The 14,850-nt window shown below is 63.5% G+C and carries 16 protein-coding genes; 9 read left to right on the forward strand and 7 right to left on the reverse strand.

The window, feature by feature from the left end; all coding sequences use genetic code 11:
• The first annotated feature begins 46 nt into the window (after positions 1 to 46).
• The 4 genes from AC1TXO_RS03970 (at position 47) to bamJ (ending at position 2,112) form a co-directional block, all read left to right on the forward strand.
• Entirely contained in the window at positions 47 to 385 is a 339-nt protein-coding gene (locus AC1TXO_RS03970) for a PA4575 family protein (protein ID WP_486405130.1), read from the forward strand.
• A gap of 99 nt (positions 386 to 484) precedes the next feature.
• On the forward strand, positions 485 to 973 hold the full coding sequence (locus AC1TXO_RS03975; protein ID WP_003247486.1) for a TIGR00645 family protein: 489 nt from the start codon (positions 485 to 487) through the stop codon (positions 971 to 973).
• A gap of 129 nt (positions 974 to 1,102) precedes the next feature.
• The gene (locus AC1TXO_RS03980; RefSeq protein WP_486405131.1) at positions 1,103 to 1,408 is read left to right on the forward strand and encodes a DUF6482 family protein; all 306 of its coding nucleotides are present in this window, start codon (positions 1,103 to 1,105) and stop codon (positions 1,406 to 1,408) included.
• Between the two features lie 86 nt (positions 1,409 to 1,494).
• Positions 1,495 to 2,112, forward strand: coding sequence for a BamJ family beta-barrel-assembly machinery protein (gene bamJ / locus AC1TXO_RS03985; RefSeq protein ID WP_486405132.1), 618 nt, complete (start codon positions 1,495 to 1,497; stop codon positions 2,110 to 2,112).
• Positions 2,113 to 2,211: 99 nt separating this feature from the next.
• On the opposite strand, the gene AC1TXO_RS03990 is transcribed toward bamJ, so the two are convergent.
• From AC1TXO_RS03990 to AC1TXO_RS04000, 3 genes are all read right to left on the reverse strand, one after another.
• Positions 2,212 to 2,457 (reverse strand): PA4570 family protein, encoded by a 246-nt coding sequence (locus tag AC1TXO_RS03990; protein ID WP_054894068.1) that lies wholly within the window; start codon positions 2,455 to 2,457, stop codon positions 2,212 to 2,214.
• A 148-nt stretch (positions 2,458 to 2,605) separates the two neighbouring features.
• The gene (locus AC1TXO_RS03995; RefSeq protein WP_065864076.1) at positions 2,606 to 2,947 is read right to left on the reverse strand and encodes a zinc ribbon domain-containing protein YjdM; all 342 of its coding nucleotides are present in this window, start codon (positions 2,945 to 2,947) and stop codon (positions 2,606 to 2,608) included.
• A gap of 173 nt (positions 2,948 to 3,120) precedes the next feature.
• Positions 3,121 to 4,089, reverse strand: coding sequence for a polyprenyl synthetase family protein (locus AC1TXO_RS04000; RefSeq protein WP_486405133.1), 969 nt, complete (start codon positions 4,087 to 4,089; stop codon positions 3,121 to 3,123).
• Positions 4,090 to 4,333: 244 nt separating this feature from the next.
• Here AC1TXO_RS04000 and rplU point away from each other — a divergent pair, with 244 nt between their 5' ends.
• From rplU to AC1TXO_RS04025, 5 genes are all read left to right on the forward strand, one after another.
• Positions 4,334 to 4,648 (forward strand): 50S ribosomal protein L21, encoded by a 315-nt coding sequence (gene rplU / locus AC1TXO_RS04005; protein WP_003247466.1) that lies wholly within the window; start codon positions 4,334 to 4,336, stop codon positions 4,646 to 4,648.
• Positions 4,649 to 4,686: 38 nt separating this feature from the next.
• Positions 4,687 to 4,944 (forward strand): 50S ribosomal protein L27, encoded by a 258-nt coding sequence (rpmA, locus tag AC1TXO_RS04010; protein WP_029614211.1) that lies wholly within the window; start codon positions 4,687 to 4,689, stop codon positions 4,942 to 4,944.
• A 189-nt stretch (positions 4,945 to 5,133) separates the two neighbouring features.
• Entirely contained in the window at positions 5,134 to 6,357 is a 1,224-nt protein-coding gene (cgtA, locus tag AC1TXO_RS04015) for an Obg family GTPase CgtA (RefSeq protein WP_486405134.1), read from the forward strand.
• Positions 6,358 to 6,435: 78 nt separating this feature from the next.
• Positions 6,436 to 7,554 carry a glutamate 5-kinase gene (gene proB, locus AC1TXO_RS04020; protein ID WP_486405135.1) on the forward strand — a complete coding sequence of 373 codons (1,119 nt, stop codon included), beginning with the start codon at positions 6,436 to 6,438 and terminating at the stop codon, positions 7,552 to 7,554.
• 23 nt (positions 7,555 to 7,577) lie between these two features.
• Positions 7,578 to 8,021: a CreA family protein gene (locus tag AC1TXO_RS04025; RefSeq protein WP_054892486.1), complete on the forward strand. Its 444-nt coding sequence runs from the start codon at positions 7,578 to 7,580 to the stop codon at positions 8,019 to 8,021.
• Between the two features lie 59 nt (positions 8,022 to 8,080).
• Here the strand turns inward: AC1TXO_RS04025 and AC1TXO_RS04030 are convergent, their stop codons facing one another.
• The 4 genes from AC1TXO_RS04030 to mksB form a co-directional block, all read right to left on the reverse strand.
• Positions 8,081 to 9,649, reverse strand: a complete 1,569-nt coding sequence (locus AC1TXO_RS04030; protein ID WP_486405136.1) for a Fic family protein — start codon at positions 9,647 to 9,649, stop codon at positions 8,081 to 8,083.
• Positions 9,650 to 9,788: 139 nt separating this feature from the next.
• A complete protein-coding gene (mksF, locus tag AC1TXO_RS04035) occupies positions 9,789 to 12,620 on the reverse strand; it encodes an Mks condensin complex protein MksF (protein WP_486405137.1) in 2,832 nt (943 codons plus the stop codon).
• A complete protein-coding gene (gene mksE / locus AC1TXO_RS04040; protein WP_486405138.1) occupies positions 12,617 to 13,324 on the reverse strand; it encodes an Mks condensin complex protein MksE in 708 nt (235 codons plus the stop codon). The genes mksF and mksE overlap by 4 nt, the downstream gene beginning before the upstream one ends.
• Positions 13,314 to 14,600: an Mks condensin complex protein MksB gene (gene mksB / locus AC1TXO_RS04045; RefSeq protein ID WP_486405139.1), complete on the reverse strand. Its 1,287-nt coding sequence runs from the start codon at positions 14,598 to 14,600 to the stop codon at positions 13,314 to 13,316. Before mksB ends, mksE begins: the two co-directional genes overlap by 11 nt.
• Positions 14,601 to 14,850: the final 250 nt, after the last annotated feature.

The following is a 14,850-nucleotide window of genomic DNA, read 5'->3' on the forward strand; positions in this document are numbered from 1 at the left end:
GCCTGTCGCTTCAGGCTGAACAGCGCATCTCAGAGGGGACGCCGCCATGCGCAACCTCAGCCTCACCCGCCAGTGCCTTGGCCTGGTGACCCGCATCGAGTGCAGCATTCGTCCGTTGGCCGGCGACAATGGCATGTGGACCTTGCTGTTCGCCGCCGGCATGGCCGGTGAACAACCCTCGGCGATCAAGGCGCAAGGGCCGTTCCATGGTCCGATGGTGGCCGAGTCGGTGATGAACGCCGTGGTCGACAGCCTCACCCTGCACGGCTACCAGGTGGCCGAGGATCCGCAGATCTGGTGCCTGCACCTGCAGGCGCAGTTACGCCGCATCAATGGCGAGCGCTGCCGCAACCTCGGGGACTATCAGTTCCGCCCGGATAGCTGAACGCGACGCTGCGGCATCGCGCCGCAGCCTTTTGCTGTCATTGATGGCTGGCTATACTCGCGCACGTTTTTCCAGTCACCTGATGAGTCCCTATCCTCCATGGAACGTATTCTCGAAAATGCGATGTATGCCTCGCGCTGGCTGCTCGCACCGATCTATTTCGGCCTGTCCCTGGGCTTGCTGGCGCTGGCGCTGAAGTTCTTCCAGGAGGTGGTCCACGTCCTGCCTAATGTGTTCGCCCTGAGCGAAGCGGACCTGATCCTGGTGATCCTGTCGCTGATCGACATGTCGCTGGTCGGCGGCCTGCTGGTGATGGTGATGATCTCCGGTTACGAGAACTTCGTCTCGCAACTGGACATCGACGAGAGCAAGGAAAAGCTCAACTGGCTGGGCAAGATGGACTCTTCTTCGCTGAAGATGAAGGTAGCCGCGTCGATCGTGGCGATTTCCTCGATTCACCTGCTGCGCGTGTTCATGGATGCGCAGAACATCTCCACCGACTACCTGATGTGGTACGTGATCATCCACATGACCTTCGTCGTCTCGGCCTTCTGCATGGGCTACCTGGACAAGCTGACCAAGCATTGAGCCGGTGCGGGCCTCTTCGCCGGCAAGTCGGGGCGCATCGGCCCCGACTGACGAGCGGCCCCTTGTCTAATCCCTTTTTCTGTTCAGAAAATGAGCACTCATGTGGGGTTCCCACAGCGAGGTGCATCCATGAACCTGCATCAGCTCAACACCGAGGCCAGGGCCGGCCACGTCGATGAACTCAACCTGATCGCCATCGAAGGTGGCGACTACCTGCTCGAGGCCCGGATCAAGGGCCATGCCCATCCGCTGAACGATCCCCGTGGCGAGCGCCTGCGGGTGCACTCGGTCGAGGATGCGCGCCTGCTTCTGCAAGCCCTGCCGTTGCTGTCGATGAACCTGGTGCACTGGTCCGTGCAGGACGAGATGTGCGGCATGGGCAGCCACCCGGAAGAAGACCTCAAGGTCCCGTTGTCCCAGCGTTCGGCCTGGTAGCTGCTTCGCGCAGCCCCAGTGTGCTAGGCTGCTCGCCCTTTTGACCAAGGGCGCGGATGCAGTGCGCCCTCAAGCGGAGCAAGCCAATGTCCGAACTCAACCTGTCCACCGACGAATCCCGCGTCAGCTACGGCATCGGCCGCCAGCTGGGCGGCCAGCTGCGTGACAACCCGCCACCGGGCGTGAACCTGGAAGCCATCCTCGCTGGCCTGACCGACGCCTTCAACGGTGCCGACAGCCGCGTCAGCGAAGCCGACCTGTCTGCCAGCTTCAAGGTGATCCGTGAAGTGATGCAGGCCGAAGCTGCCGCCAAGGCCGAAGCCGCTGCCGCCGCCGGCAAGGAGTTCCTGGTCGAGAACGCCAAGCGCGACGGTATCACCACCCTGGCCTCGGGCCTGCAGTTCGAAGTGCTGACCGCTGGCAGCGGCGCCAAGCCGAGCCGCGAAGACAACGTGCGTACCCACTACCACGGCACCCTGATCGACGGCACCGTGTTCGACAGCTCCTACGAGCGCGGCCAGCCTGCCGAATTCCCGGTAGGTGGCGTGATCGCTGGCTGGACCGAGGCGCTGCAACTGATGAACGCGGGCTCCAAATGGCGCCTGTACGTGCCGAGCGAGCTGGCCTATGGCGCCCAGGGCGTCGGCAGCATCCCGCCGCACAGCGTGCTGGTGTTCGACGTCGAGCTGCTCGACGTTCTGTAAGACTGCGTCGTTTTCATCGCGGGACCAGCCCGCTCCCACAGGTGCTCCACAGCCTTTGTAGGAGCGGGCTTGCCCGCGAACAGGCCGGTAATGCCGGTGTCAATTCCAATCCGTTCCCCCTGGGCGCAACGCCCGTGCATAGCAGAACAGAAACAGATTCCTCACCAGTTCCTTCAGCACCCCAGGCTCGCTCGAGTTCAGGCCGTTGAGGTCCAGGTCGCCCTGGTCACGCAGTTCGTCGAGTGCTTCTTCCTCGAGCACGGCACAGACTTCGCCGGTCTCGCGATGCAGGATGCGCAGGTAAGGGTGGGGGCGGTCGAGCCAGGCGTCGATCAGGTAGGTCATGGCTATTCTCCTTGGATAGCGGTTCCAATGAGAATAATTCTTATTATCAGAATAGCAAGTGTCTATTGGATGAATTCTGCCAGATGGTGCAGGTGATCCTGTTGCAGGATCTGTCAGGGCCACCCGCAGGGCAGCCCTGCAAATGGCATCAGACCTTGCGCACGAACTCGGACTTGAGCTTCATCGCACCGATACCGTCGATCTTGCAGTCGATGTCGTGATCGCCGTCGCACAGGCGGATGTTCTTGACCTTGGTGCCGACCTTGACCACCAGCGACGAGCCCTTGACCTTGAGGTCCTTGATCACGGTGACGGTGTCGCCGTCCTGCAGGACGTTGCCGACCGAATCCTTTTTCACCACGTCATCGCTGGCCGCCTCGGCGTCGCCGCTGGCCGACCACTCGTGGGCGCATTCGGGGCAGATCAGTTGGGTGCCATCCTCGTAGGTGTATTCGGAGTTGCAGGCGGGGCAGGGCGGCAGAGTGCTCACTTCGGTTCCTTGGTGTACAGAGGGTTAAAGGCGCACATTGTATAAGGTTTTGCCTGGGAAGTGTTTTTTGCCTGCACAAAAGCATTCGCGGGCAAGCCCGCTCCCACAGGACCCGAGTACATCAGGTCTTTTGTGGGAGCGGGCTTGCCCGCGAATGAAGACGACGCGATCTATCAGTGCGTACGCGCGACCGCGAACTCGCTCAGCTCGACCAGCGCATCGCGATACTCGCTCGCCGGCAGCACTTCCAGGCAGGCGATGGCGCGGGCGACGTAGTCGCGGGCCATCTGTGCGGTGTAGGCCAGCGCGCCGGAGGTTTCGACGGCGATGCGGATCTGCTCGAGGTCTTCCAGGCCGCCCTTCTGGATGGCCTGGCGCACCAGCGCGGCCTGCTCGGGCGTGCCTTCGCGCATGGTGTAGATCAGCGGCAGGGTGGGCTTGCCTTCGGCCAGGTCGTCGCCGACGTTCTTGCCCAGGGTTTCGGAATCGCCCTTGTAGTCGAGCAGGTCGTCGACCAGCTGGAAAGCCACGCCCAGGTGGTCGCCGAAGGTACGCAGGGCCTCGCGCTGTTCGTCGCTGGCACCGGCCAGGGCCGCGGCGCTGTGGGTGGAGGCTTCGAAGAGCATGGCGGTCTTGCCGCGGATGACCTCCATGTACACCTCTTCGGTGGTGCTGGCATCGCGCACCCGCGACAGCTGCAGCACTTCGCCCTCGGCGATCACCCGGGTGGCCTTGGAGAGGATCTGCATGACCGGCATCGAGCCCAGCTCGACCATCATCTCGAACGAGCGCGAATAGAGGAAGTCGCCGACCAGCACGCTCGGGGCGTTGCCCCACAGGGCGTTGGCGGTGGAGCGGCCGCGGCGCATGCCGGACATGTCGACCACGTCGTCGTGCAGCAGGGTGGCGGTATGCAGGAATTCGATGGTCGCGGCCAGCAGGCGCAGGTCGTCGCCTTCACGGCCCAAGGCCTTGCCGCAGAGCAGCACCAGCAGCGGGCGCAGGCGCTTGCCACCGGCGGATGTGATATAGTCGCCGATCTTCGATACCAGCGGCACGCGCGAGGTCAGCTGCTTCTTGATGATCTCGTCGACGGCGCTGAAATCGTCAGCTACCGCGCGGTAGAAGGATTGGGGTTGCATCGGCTGCTCCATTGAGGTTGCGCGGCATGCTAGGTCGCGGGTCCCGGTGTGTCAAGGCGCGCTGCCTGCGCCCTCAGGCCGGTACTTGCAAGGCTTTGTCGGGTTGCGTACAATCGCGCACCCTAACTTCCTGGGCAGCACCTGCCTTACGCAATTGCACCGGGCCGTTCCAGCCTCGTGCAGCCATGCCAGCCAATACTCATCATATAAAGCGCTGGGTGAGCAGGATTATCGGAGATTCAAAATGTCCTACGCAGTAATCGTTACCGGCGGCAAGCAGTACAAAGTCGCTGAAGGTGAATTCCTCAAGATCGAGAAACTGGAAGTCGCCACTGGCGAATCCGTGACTTTCGATCGCGTCCTGCTGGTCGCCAACGGTGAAGAAGTCACCATCGGTGCTCCAGTCGTTGCTGGCGCCAAAGTAGTGGCCGAAGTGGTTTCGCAAGGCCGCCACGACAAGGTTCGCATCATCAAGTTCCGTCGTCGTAAGCACCACATGAAGCGCATGGGCCACCGCCAGTGGTTCACCGAGATCAAAATCACCGGTATCCAGGCTTAATCCCCTAGGTCCCCTGAATTTATTTGGAGAATTGAACCATGGCTCACAAGAAGGCTGGTGGTAGTACTCGTAACGGTCGCGACTCAGAATCGAAACGCCTTGGCGTGAAGATGTATGGCGGCCAGGTTATCAAGCCGGGCAACATCATCGTCCGTCAGCGCGGCACCGAATTCCACGCTGGCTACGGCGTTGGCATGGGCAAGGATCACACCTTGTTCGCCAAGATCGACGGCGTGATCAAGTTCGAGAAGAAAGGCGAGTTCAACCGCCGTTACGTGAGCATCGTCGCCGCTTAATCGCGACGTCGCTCCAGAAGCCCCGTCATGCGACGGGGCTTTTTCGTTTGTGGTGAGCCTCTTGCAAAGCTGTTTGTCTGGGCTGTCGGCGTTGGTTTCTGATTCGTACGGGGCCGCCGCGCTCATCTTTGCAAGAGCCTCAGGGTTTTCTGGTTTTCAGCTCGTCGTCCGACGAGAGGCGGTTTTTGAATGAAGTTTGTTGACGAAGTATCGATCCGGGTCAAAGCCGGTGACGGCGGTAACGGTTGCATGAGCTTCCGCCGCGAAAAATTCATCGAGAACGGTGGTCCCAACGGCGGTGACGGTGGCGACGGCGGCTCGGTTTACATGGTGGCCGACGAGAACCTCAACACCCTCGTCGACTATCGCTACACCCGCCACCACGAGGCCCAGCGCGGCCAGAACGGCGGCAGCACCGACTGCACCGGCAAGAAGGGCGAGGACCTGTTCCTGCGCGTGCCGGTCGGCACCACGGTGATCGACGCCTCCACCCAGGAAGTCATCGGCGACCTGATCACCCCGGGTCAGAAACTGATGGTCGCCCAGGGCGGCTGGCACGGCCTGGGCAACACCCGCTTCAAGTCGAGCACCAACCGTGCGCCGCGCCAGACCACGCCGGGCAAGCCGGGCGATCAGCGCGACCTGAAGATGGAAATGAAAGTGCTGGCCGACGTTGGCCTGCTGGGCCTGCCGAACGCTGGCAAGAGCACCTTCATCCGCGCCGTCTCGGCCGCCAAGCCGAAGGTTGCCGACTACCCGTTCACCACCCTGGTGCCGAACCTGGGCGTGGTCAGCGTCGACCGCTGGAAGAGCTTCGTCATCGCCGACATTCCGGGGCTGATCGAAGGCGCCTCCGAAGGTGCCGGCCTGGGTATCCGCTTCCTCAAGCACCTGGCCCGTACCCGTGTGCTGCTGCACCTGGTCGACCTGGCGCCGCTGGACGAGAGCAGCCCTGCCGATGCCGCCGAAGTGATCATCAACGAGCTGGCGCAGTTCAGTCCGGCGCTGGTCGATCGTGAGCGCTGGCTGGTGCTGAACAAGGCCGACATGGTCATGGAAGACGAGCGCGACGAGCGGGTGAAGGAAGTCGTCGAACGCCTGAACTGGGATGGCCCGGTCTACGTGATCTCGGCCATCGCCAAGCAGGGCACCGAGAAGCTCAGCCACGACCTGATGCGCTTCCTCGAAGACCGCGCCGACCGCCTGGCCAACGACCCGGCCTACGCCGCCGAGCTGACCGACCTCGACCAGCGCATCGAAGACGAGGCCCGCGCGCAGCTGCAGGCCCTGGACGACGCCCGCACCCTGCGTCGCACCGGCGTCAAGAGCGTCCACGACATCGGCGACGATGACGACTGGGATGATTTCGAGGACGACGAGGACGGCCCGGAAATCATTTACGTGCGCGACTGACCGGTTGCAGTACACTGAACGCCGCTCAAATGAGCGGCGTTTTGGTATCTACAGATTCGACATAGGTTGGAAGAGAAGATGCGAAGCAAGGTGACGGGCGCCAAGCGCTGGGTCGTGAAGATCGGCAGTGCGCTGCTGACCGCCGATGGCAAGGGCCTCGACCGCGGTGCGATGGCTGTCTGGGTCGAGCAGATGGTGGCGCTGCGCGAAGCGGGCGTGGAACTGGTACTGGTATCCTCCGGAGCCGTTGCGGCAGGCATGAGCCAATTGGGCTGGACCACCCGACCGAGCGCGATGAACGAGCTGCAGGCGGCCGCCTCGCTCGGCCAGATGCGCCTGGTGCAGGCCTGGGAGTCGAGCTTCGGCGAGCACGGCAAGCACACCGCGCAGATTCTCCTGACCCACGACGACCTGTCCGACCGCAAGCGCTACCTCAACGCCCGCAGCACCCTGCGCACCCTGGTGGACCTGGGTGTGGTGCCGGTGATCAACGAGAACGACACCGTGGTCACCGACGAGATCCGCTTCGGCGACAACGACACCCTGGCCGCGCTGGTGGCCAACCTGGTCGAGGCCGACCTGCTGGTGATCCTCACCGACCGCGACGGCATGTTCGACGCCGACCCGCGCAACAACCCCGAAGCCCAGCTGATCTACGAAGCCCGTGCCGACGACCCAGCCCTCGACGCCGTGGCTGGCGGAACCGGTGGCGCGCTCGGGCGCGGTGGCATGCAGACCAAGCTGCGTGCCGCGCGCCTGGCTGCGCGCTCCGGCGCCCACACCATCATCATCGGTGGCCGTATCGAGCGCGTGCTCGATCGCCTGAAAGCCGGCGAGCGCCTGGGCACCTTGCTGTCGCCCGAGCGCGGCATGCTCGCCGCGCGCAAGCAGTGGCTGGCTGGCCACCTGCAGACCCGCGGTACCCTGGTGCTCGATGCCGGTGCGGTGAAGGCCCTGCGCGAATCGAACAAGAGCCTGCTGCCGGTTGGCGTGAAGACCGTGCAGGGCAGCTTCCGCCGTGGCGAGATGGTGGTTTGCGTCGGCCCGGACGGCCTGGAAGTGGCCCGTGGCCTGGCCAACTACAGCGCCCTGGAGGCGCAGAAGATCATCGGCCAGCCGTCGGACGCCATCGAAAGCCTGCTGGGCTACAGCGCCGAGCCCGAGCTGGTGCACCGCGACAACCTGGTTCTGGTCTGAAGGAGATACCCGTGCTGAAAAGGATGTTTGCCGTCGCAGCGCTGATGCTGCCGATGCTGGCCGGCGCCGAGGAAATCGGCCAGGTCTCCACCGTGTTCAAGTTCCTCGGGCCGAACGACCGCATCGTCGTCGAAGCCTTCGACGACCCCAAGGTCGAGGGTGTGACCTGCTACCTGTCGCGGGCCAAGACCGGCGGCGTGAAGGGTGGCCTGGGCCTGGCGGAGGACCGCGCGGAGGCCTCGATCGCCTGCCGTCAGGTCGGGCCGATCAACTTCAAGGGTGAGCTCAAGGATGGCGAGGAGGTGTTCAAGGAGCGCACTTCGCTGGTGTTCAAGACCATGCAGGTGGTGCGTTTCCTCGACAAGAAGCGCAACACGCTGGTGTACCTGGTGTACAGCGACCGGATCGTCGAGGGTAGCCCGCAGAATGCGGTGACGGCGATTCCGATCCTGCCTTGGGCGCATTGACTCCCCCGTGGCACTGGCCGATTTCGGCCAGTAGGCCCTTCGCAGCGCAGGCTTGAGGGCTACTCGTCGGTTTCGTCGATGTCGTCGCCTTCGAATGCGGACCGCACGGCTTCCACAATACGAGTCGCCCGGCGTTCGTCATCAAGTGGCGGATACTGTTTCTTGAGCTTCCCGGAAATCTTCCAGCCGTTCTCCTTGACGGAGCGAATGATGCGGTTGGCATCTTGGTCTGGCATCTCGACGACATCCTTGATGCGCTCCAAGGCACGCTGGAAGACCATCAATACTCTGGCCTCCTCCGCCATTTCCGTGCGAACGGTGTGGGCGACAACACGTGCGGTGTAGAGCACGTGCTCGGTCAGGTCCGGGTATCGCCAAGCGAACCTGGCGTCCTCGTAGTCGTCGAAAAAGAAGTTGCTCGGTGTTCCGTCCTCGTGATCAATCGTCTCGCCGAAGTGGTAGGCCGTCGCATAGCGTCGCATGAAAGGCCGCGAAAACACTTCCAGTGCACGGTCATAACCTGCTCTGAATTCGGCCGAGCTGGTAATGGTGGCTGACACCGGCAGGATCACACCTTCTGGTATGGCCTTGTCACGCGCGAGGGTGTCGTTGATCAGGAAGCGATGGATCCGCCCGTTACCGTCGCGCATGGGATGAATGTAGACGAAACCGAATGCGATCACTGCGGCGCGGGCGAGTGACTCCGCCCCTTCAGTTGCGCGCTCAAAGCCCTTCAAGCCATCGAGCATCGATGTCAGGTCATCGAAGTGAGGTGCAATGTAATGCACGATGTTGTCTCGCATCGTGGCCTGCCCGACGAAAACGGGTGACCGCCGCAGCCCCAGACCAAATGCATCATGGCCAAGAATCTCGGTTTGCAAAGCCTGGAGGCTTTGGCCGCTGAGCGGATCTTGGATACGGCCGCAATGTTGGGCGATTACGTGGGCGAAGCGTTGGATGCGATCTGCCTGGTCTGCCTCTTTCTCGATCAGGAAACTGGCGCGCGATTCCTTGAACGTCAGCCAGCTGGCTGTTCTCAGGAGTATGTCCGCCCCGTAAGTACGGTCCAGTTCATTCAGCTCGGCACCAAGATCGAATCGCAATGCCTCTTGGACCGCTGCTGTCCTTCGTACGATAGGGCAGAAGCTTTCGGTTCCCGGGAGATTGTTATTGATCCGCCAGCGTCGGATGCGCACTGGCTCGGTGCGTGTGAGGTATTGCTCGGATGCGATGGCGTCGATGTAGCCGCCATTGGTGATGTCTGGAAGATCCAAACGTTCTTGGGTCAGCCATTCGTAGAGGAATGCGCAGCGACGGGCGTACTGGCCGAAAGGCTCATCCCGGCACCAGGATTCGATTGGCTGAGGTCCGATGGCCGCGAACAGCCGTGCGAAGAATTCGAGATGGATCTCTTCGTATTTGAGCCCGAATGCGAATTGGCCGGCGAAGTCGTCGTTTGGGCGGTAGGTGGGAGGGTAGCGATTCTCGATCTGGTCCCCACTGTCACGGCTCTGGCGACTGGTTCCGATCAGAGAGTTGACGCGCAGGGGTTGCACCAAGGAGATGCCATACCGGAAATCCTTTAATCGCGGTGCAAAAGCATTAATTTTCGTTTGGTAGGATGCCAAAACGATAATGGCTGGAGCTTGGCCAAAACGCTAATGCTGGCTCCAAAACGCTAAAAAAGCGCTCGCCTCATGTAAAAACAATAATATTCCGCTGTGATGGCCCCGATCGGGGCCTGGAGAGGCCCCGCCCTGATAATTCTCAGGCTGTCGTCTCTACAGCTTGCTCCCGAATCACCGCAGTCTCCACATCCCGGCGGCTGATGTACTTCCAGTCCGCCTCGTCGATGTAGATCCCGTTCGGCCCGCTGCCGCCTTCCAGGTCGATCGCCACGCGCGCCGACACCTGCGGCTTGACGCTCGCCAGGATCGGCACGAAGCCCAGCTGCTGGCTGGTTTCCAGCAACGCCGCCTGGTTGCGTTCGTCGATGTCCGCCGCTTCGTCGAGGTAGTAGGGCAGGCGGATACGTCCGGCCAGGTCGCGGTCCATCAGGTGCAGCAACAGGTACATGTTGGTCAGCGCCTTGATGGTCATGGTGGTGCCGTTGGACGCGGCGCCGTCGATGTCGGCGTGGATCACCGGCTGGCTGTTGATCTTGGTGATCTCGAAGGCCAGCTCGAACAGGTCTTTCAAGCCCAGCTGGTTGTGGTTGGCCGCCACCAGCCGCGCCAGGTATTCCTTGGCCTCTTCGTTCTTGTGATCCTGCTCGGCGCTCTGGGTGAGGTCGAACACCGACAGCGTTTCGCCTTCCTCGTACTGGCCGGCGCTGTGGATGATCTGGTCGATGTGCTTGAGCGCTTCCTTGTTCGGCGCCAGCACCACGCGGAAGCTCTCCAGGTTGGACACCTGGCGCTTGTTGATCTCGCGGTTGAACAGCGCCAGCTGGTGCTCGAGGCTGTCGTAGTCGCTGCGGATGTTGCGCAGGGTGCGGGCGATGTCGGTCACCGCTGCGCGGCGCGCCTTGGCCAGCGTCAGGGCTTCTTCGGTACGGTGCGAGTAGGCGTTGATCAGCAGCATCAGGCGACGTTCCATGTCGTCTTCGCTGTCGAACTTGGCCACACCTTTCAGGCGCACCTGGGCGTACAGCGCCTCGATCTGGTTGTCGACGCGCTGCAGCGCCTGCCAGCTGTCCTGGTAGTCGTTGAGCAGCGGCAACAGGTTGTCCATCGAGTCGTCGACCGGCTCCATGAACGGCGTACCGAACGGCAGGTCGGCGGGCAATAGCTGGCGACGGCGCAGGGCGTCGTCCAGGGTGCGCTGCTTGGCTTCCATGTCGGCGATCTGGCGGCCGACCAGCTGCAGCTTGGCCGACAGTTGCTGGACGCGCTCGGTGAAGGCGTCGCTGGAGCGCTTGAGCTCGTCCTGGGCGGCTTCGAACTGCGCCAGTTGCTCCATTTTCTCTGGTTCTTCGGCGCTCAGGGTCTCGGTGCGGCGGAAGTCCTCCAGGGCCTTCTGGGCATCCAGCACCTGCTGGTACAGTGCCTCGGTCTGGGCCTTGCTCGCCGCGCGGTCCAGGGCCACTGCCTGCTGGGTCCTGAGCTGCTTGAGCTCCTTTTCCAGACGCTCTTTCTGGTCGCGCAGGGCGGCACGGTCGGCCAGGGCCTGCAGCGCAGGCGGCTCGATGTGCGACAGGTCGATGGACAGGCCGGGCACTTCGAAGCGTTCGCCCTTGAAGCTGTCGAGCACGCCTTCGAGGGTCTTGACCCACAGGTCGCTGTCGTCCAGCTCGATGCCGCGATCGCCCAGCGGCAGGCTGAACAGCGCGCCGTTGAACAGGCGCATCAGGCGGTCGACATCCTGCTGCGAGAACTCCTCGCGCAGGCGTGCGTAGCTGTTGTTGTCGGCGTGCTCGAGCTGCTGCTTGACCGCCTTGACGCGTTTTTCCAGGTCGCGCACGCGCTCGTCGAGGTCTTCGGCGGAGAACTGCCGCGACTGGGCCAGGGCACCGGCCAGTTCGTCGTGGGCGTCCTTGGCGGCGAGCAGTTGCTGCTCCAGCACCTTGACGTCATCGACCAGGGCGAAGCGGTGCTTGAGCACCGACAGCTCGCCGAGCCAGCGCTGGATGCCGGTGATCTCGCGCTCCAGGCGCATCAGCTCCTGGGTGCCGCCGCGCTGGTCGTTCTGCAGGCCGTCCTGCTCGGCGCGGTAGTGCTCGGCCTGGATCACCAGCTCTTCCTTGCGCGCCACGGCGTAGTCTTGCCAGGTGCCGAGCAGGCTGTCGAGCAACGGTGAAAGACGGTGCAGCTTGCCGCGCAGGATGTCGCGCTGGGCCACGCCACCGGCGAGTGCCTCGACCAGTGGGCCGGCGGCGACCAGGGCGTTGTAGTCCTGCTCCATGCGGCGCACGTCGCGGAAGGCTTCTTCGCAGGCGGCGATGTAGTCGACGCTGCCCGAGCGCAGGCTGTGCTCGAAGGCATCGAGGAACAGTTGCTTGAGCTTGGCGGCGGTGATCTCGCGCATGTGCAGCAAGTTGATGAACAGCGCGCGGAAGGTTTTCAGGCTCTGCTCGCTGGTCGAGCGCAGCGGGATCAGGGTGAGGTCCAGCGGCACCGAGGTGTGGCCGCCGACCAGCAGCCGGCGCAGTTCGTCGGGCTTGAGTTCGTAGGCCTTGAGGCCATTGCGCTCGAGGTTGGTGAACAGCTCCTTCTGGCGCAGGCAGGTGTCGTCTTTCTGGTAGTGGGCCAGGTCCAGCTCGCCCTGGTAGGCGAAGAACTGGTGGCCGAAACCGCCGCCGGGGCCGCGACCGACCACGCCGATCACGTGCGGGCCGTGGGGCAGGTTCAGTTCGCAGAGGATGTAGCTGGTATCGCTGGCGAAGTAGAAGCGCCGCGATTGCTCCAGGCTGTACTTGCCGAAGCTCATGTCCGACATGCGCGCCAGGATCGGGAACTGCAGGGCGTTGATCGACGCCGATTTACCCAGGTTGTTCGCGCCATAGACCGACAGCGGGTGTTCCAGCGGGAACAGGCCGAGGCTGTAGCCGGCGGTGTTGAGCAGTGCGAAGCGGCGAATGCCGTAGCGTTCCTGGCTCATGCGTCAATCTCCTGTTGCTCTTCGCGGATGGCCCGGGCCAGGGCGTCTTCTTCGGACTCTTCGCCGTCGAACGGGGTGAGGTCGAGCGGGTCGTCGGTGCGGTTGAGTTGCTCCGGGGTTTCTTCTTCGACCAGCACCGGGACCGGCAACGGCAGGTCGCTGTGCAGGGTGGCGGCCAGGTCGCGGTCCTGCTGCACCGACAGGCACACGTCGAGGAAGCGGTGCATCGGCGGCAGGAAGCGGTAGACGCCACCTTCCTCATGGGCGAAGCCCAGTTGCGTCATGCGGCGCAGGATCTTCTCTTCGAGCTCCTCGACCGTCTGCACTTCAGCCTGCAGGAACAGGTCGCGGTACTTCTCCAGCAGCGAGGGCAGCTCGTCGCGGCCGATGCTGCCGCCGTCGAGCACGGCCATCGGGTCGCGGCCCTGGTCGGCCAGGTGCTCGACCAGGATGAAGGTGAACAGCGACAGGCGCTGGGCGGTCTTGTTGACCTGCGCGGCAGCCTGTTCGGGGACGAAGTAGTAGAAGCCGCGGGTGTCGCAGACCAGCTCGAAGCCGAGCGCCTTGAACAGCGTGCGGTACTGGTCCTGGAAGTTCGACAGCTGGGCGTACAGCTCCGGATCGCGGCGGCTGACGTGGAAGCCTTTGAACAGCTCGCGGAAGATCGGCGCGAGCTGGGACAGTTCGGAAAGATCAAGATGCATTGGCTGGGCTCGCGGTGGATTCGGTGGCTGCCGGTTGTGGTTGGCGGCTGGATGTCAGGGCGAAGGAACGCAGGCTGACCAGGTGTTCGCGGGTGGTGTAGTCCTGGCGCTGCAGGCGCTCGCGGCTGAAGCGCTTCTCGCGCGAGAGGCGCGAGAACCAGTACAGCAACTCATCGGTGGCACCTTCGGGTTCCTGCTCCAGCAGCCAGACCATCAGGTCGGGCAACGGCAGGGCGTCTTCGCAGCGCTCGAGCATTTCCTTGACCGTGCGCGGTGCGCGCGGCAGCGGGCCCTTGTGGGTCTTGTGCGCCTTGGGGAAGCGCGCAGGCTTGGGTTCGAAGCGGGCCAGGGCGTAGACGTACGCCTCGACCTGGCTGGCGCTGCCGAGGAAGGTGCTCTGCGGGCGGGTGAACATCGGCATGGCCGCCTGCGGCACGGCATCGATACCCTTCTTGCGGATCACCGACAGGGCCAGCGCCGCGCCACGGGTAACGGCGTTGTGCCGGCGTGCTTCCTCGCGCAGCGGCAGCAGCAGCTCGCGGGCATGACGCAGGGTGAGCTGGGCACTGGTCTGCATCTCGAGGATGCGCGCGTGGGTGCGCAGCAGCATGTCGTCGTCGACCAGGTGGCCCAGGCGCGCCTGCTCGCCCAGCAGGCGCAGCAGCACGGTCTCGACCTTACGTACGCCCTGTTCGAAGGCGCCGTCGGCGTTGACCAGCTGGATCATCGGCTCGACGTATTCGTCCCAGGTCGCCAGGACTTCGGCGTAGCGCTGGCGCAGGGGGATCTGGCGGTTGCTGGTCTTGGCCCGCTCGGCCACGGCCACCAGCGCCTGTTCGTCGTTGTCGAGCTTCTTCAGTACATCGCGCACGCGCATGTCGAGCAGGCGCAACTGGCGCGCCAGGTCATCGCTGTCGCGGTTGTCGAAGGCGTCCTGGATATGCCCGGCCAGGCGCTCGAGGTGACGCAGGTAGGCTTCGATCTCCAGGCACAGGCCCAGGCGGTGCTCGCGGCGCAGGTAGGCGAGGAAGTCGTGGATCTGCGCGTTGAGCTCGAAGCGGTTCGGGCTCTTGGCCACCGGGACCAGGATATCCAGGCGAATCCACACGTCGAGCAGCTGGGTGATGTCCTGCGGCGTGCTCTCCACCTGCTGGCGGGCCAGTTGTTGACGCAGCTCGACCAGGCTCAGGGTGCCCTGGTCGAAGCGCTCGCACAGCGGCTCGATCAGGGCCCAGTGTTCGGCTAGGGCGCGCAGGACGCGCTTGGGTTCGATCATTGGCGGGTCGACTCTTTGCCAAATAAAAGGGGCGATTGTACTGCATACGGGGGGGAGGATTTCACCCCTTGGTCCGGGATTTGCGTTGATCCGTGTCGGCCTCTTCGCAGGCATGCCCACTCCCACAGATACAGCACCTGCCCCCGTGGGAGCGGGCTTGCCCGCGAAGAGGCCAGCCCAGGCGATAAATTTCCGCCAGCCTGTTGCGGCACGACGCCGCCAACAGCGTTAGAATGTCCGACTGACCCGA

This window comes from Pseudomonas sp. FA117, from assembly GCF_057370475.1.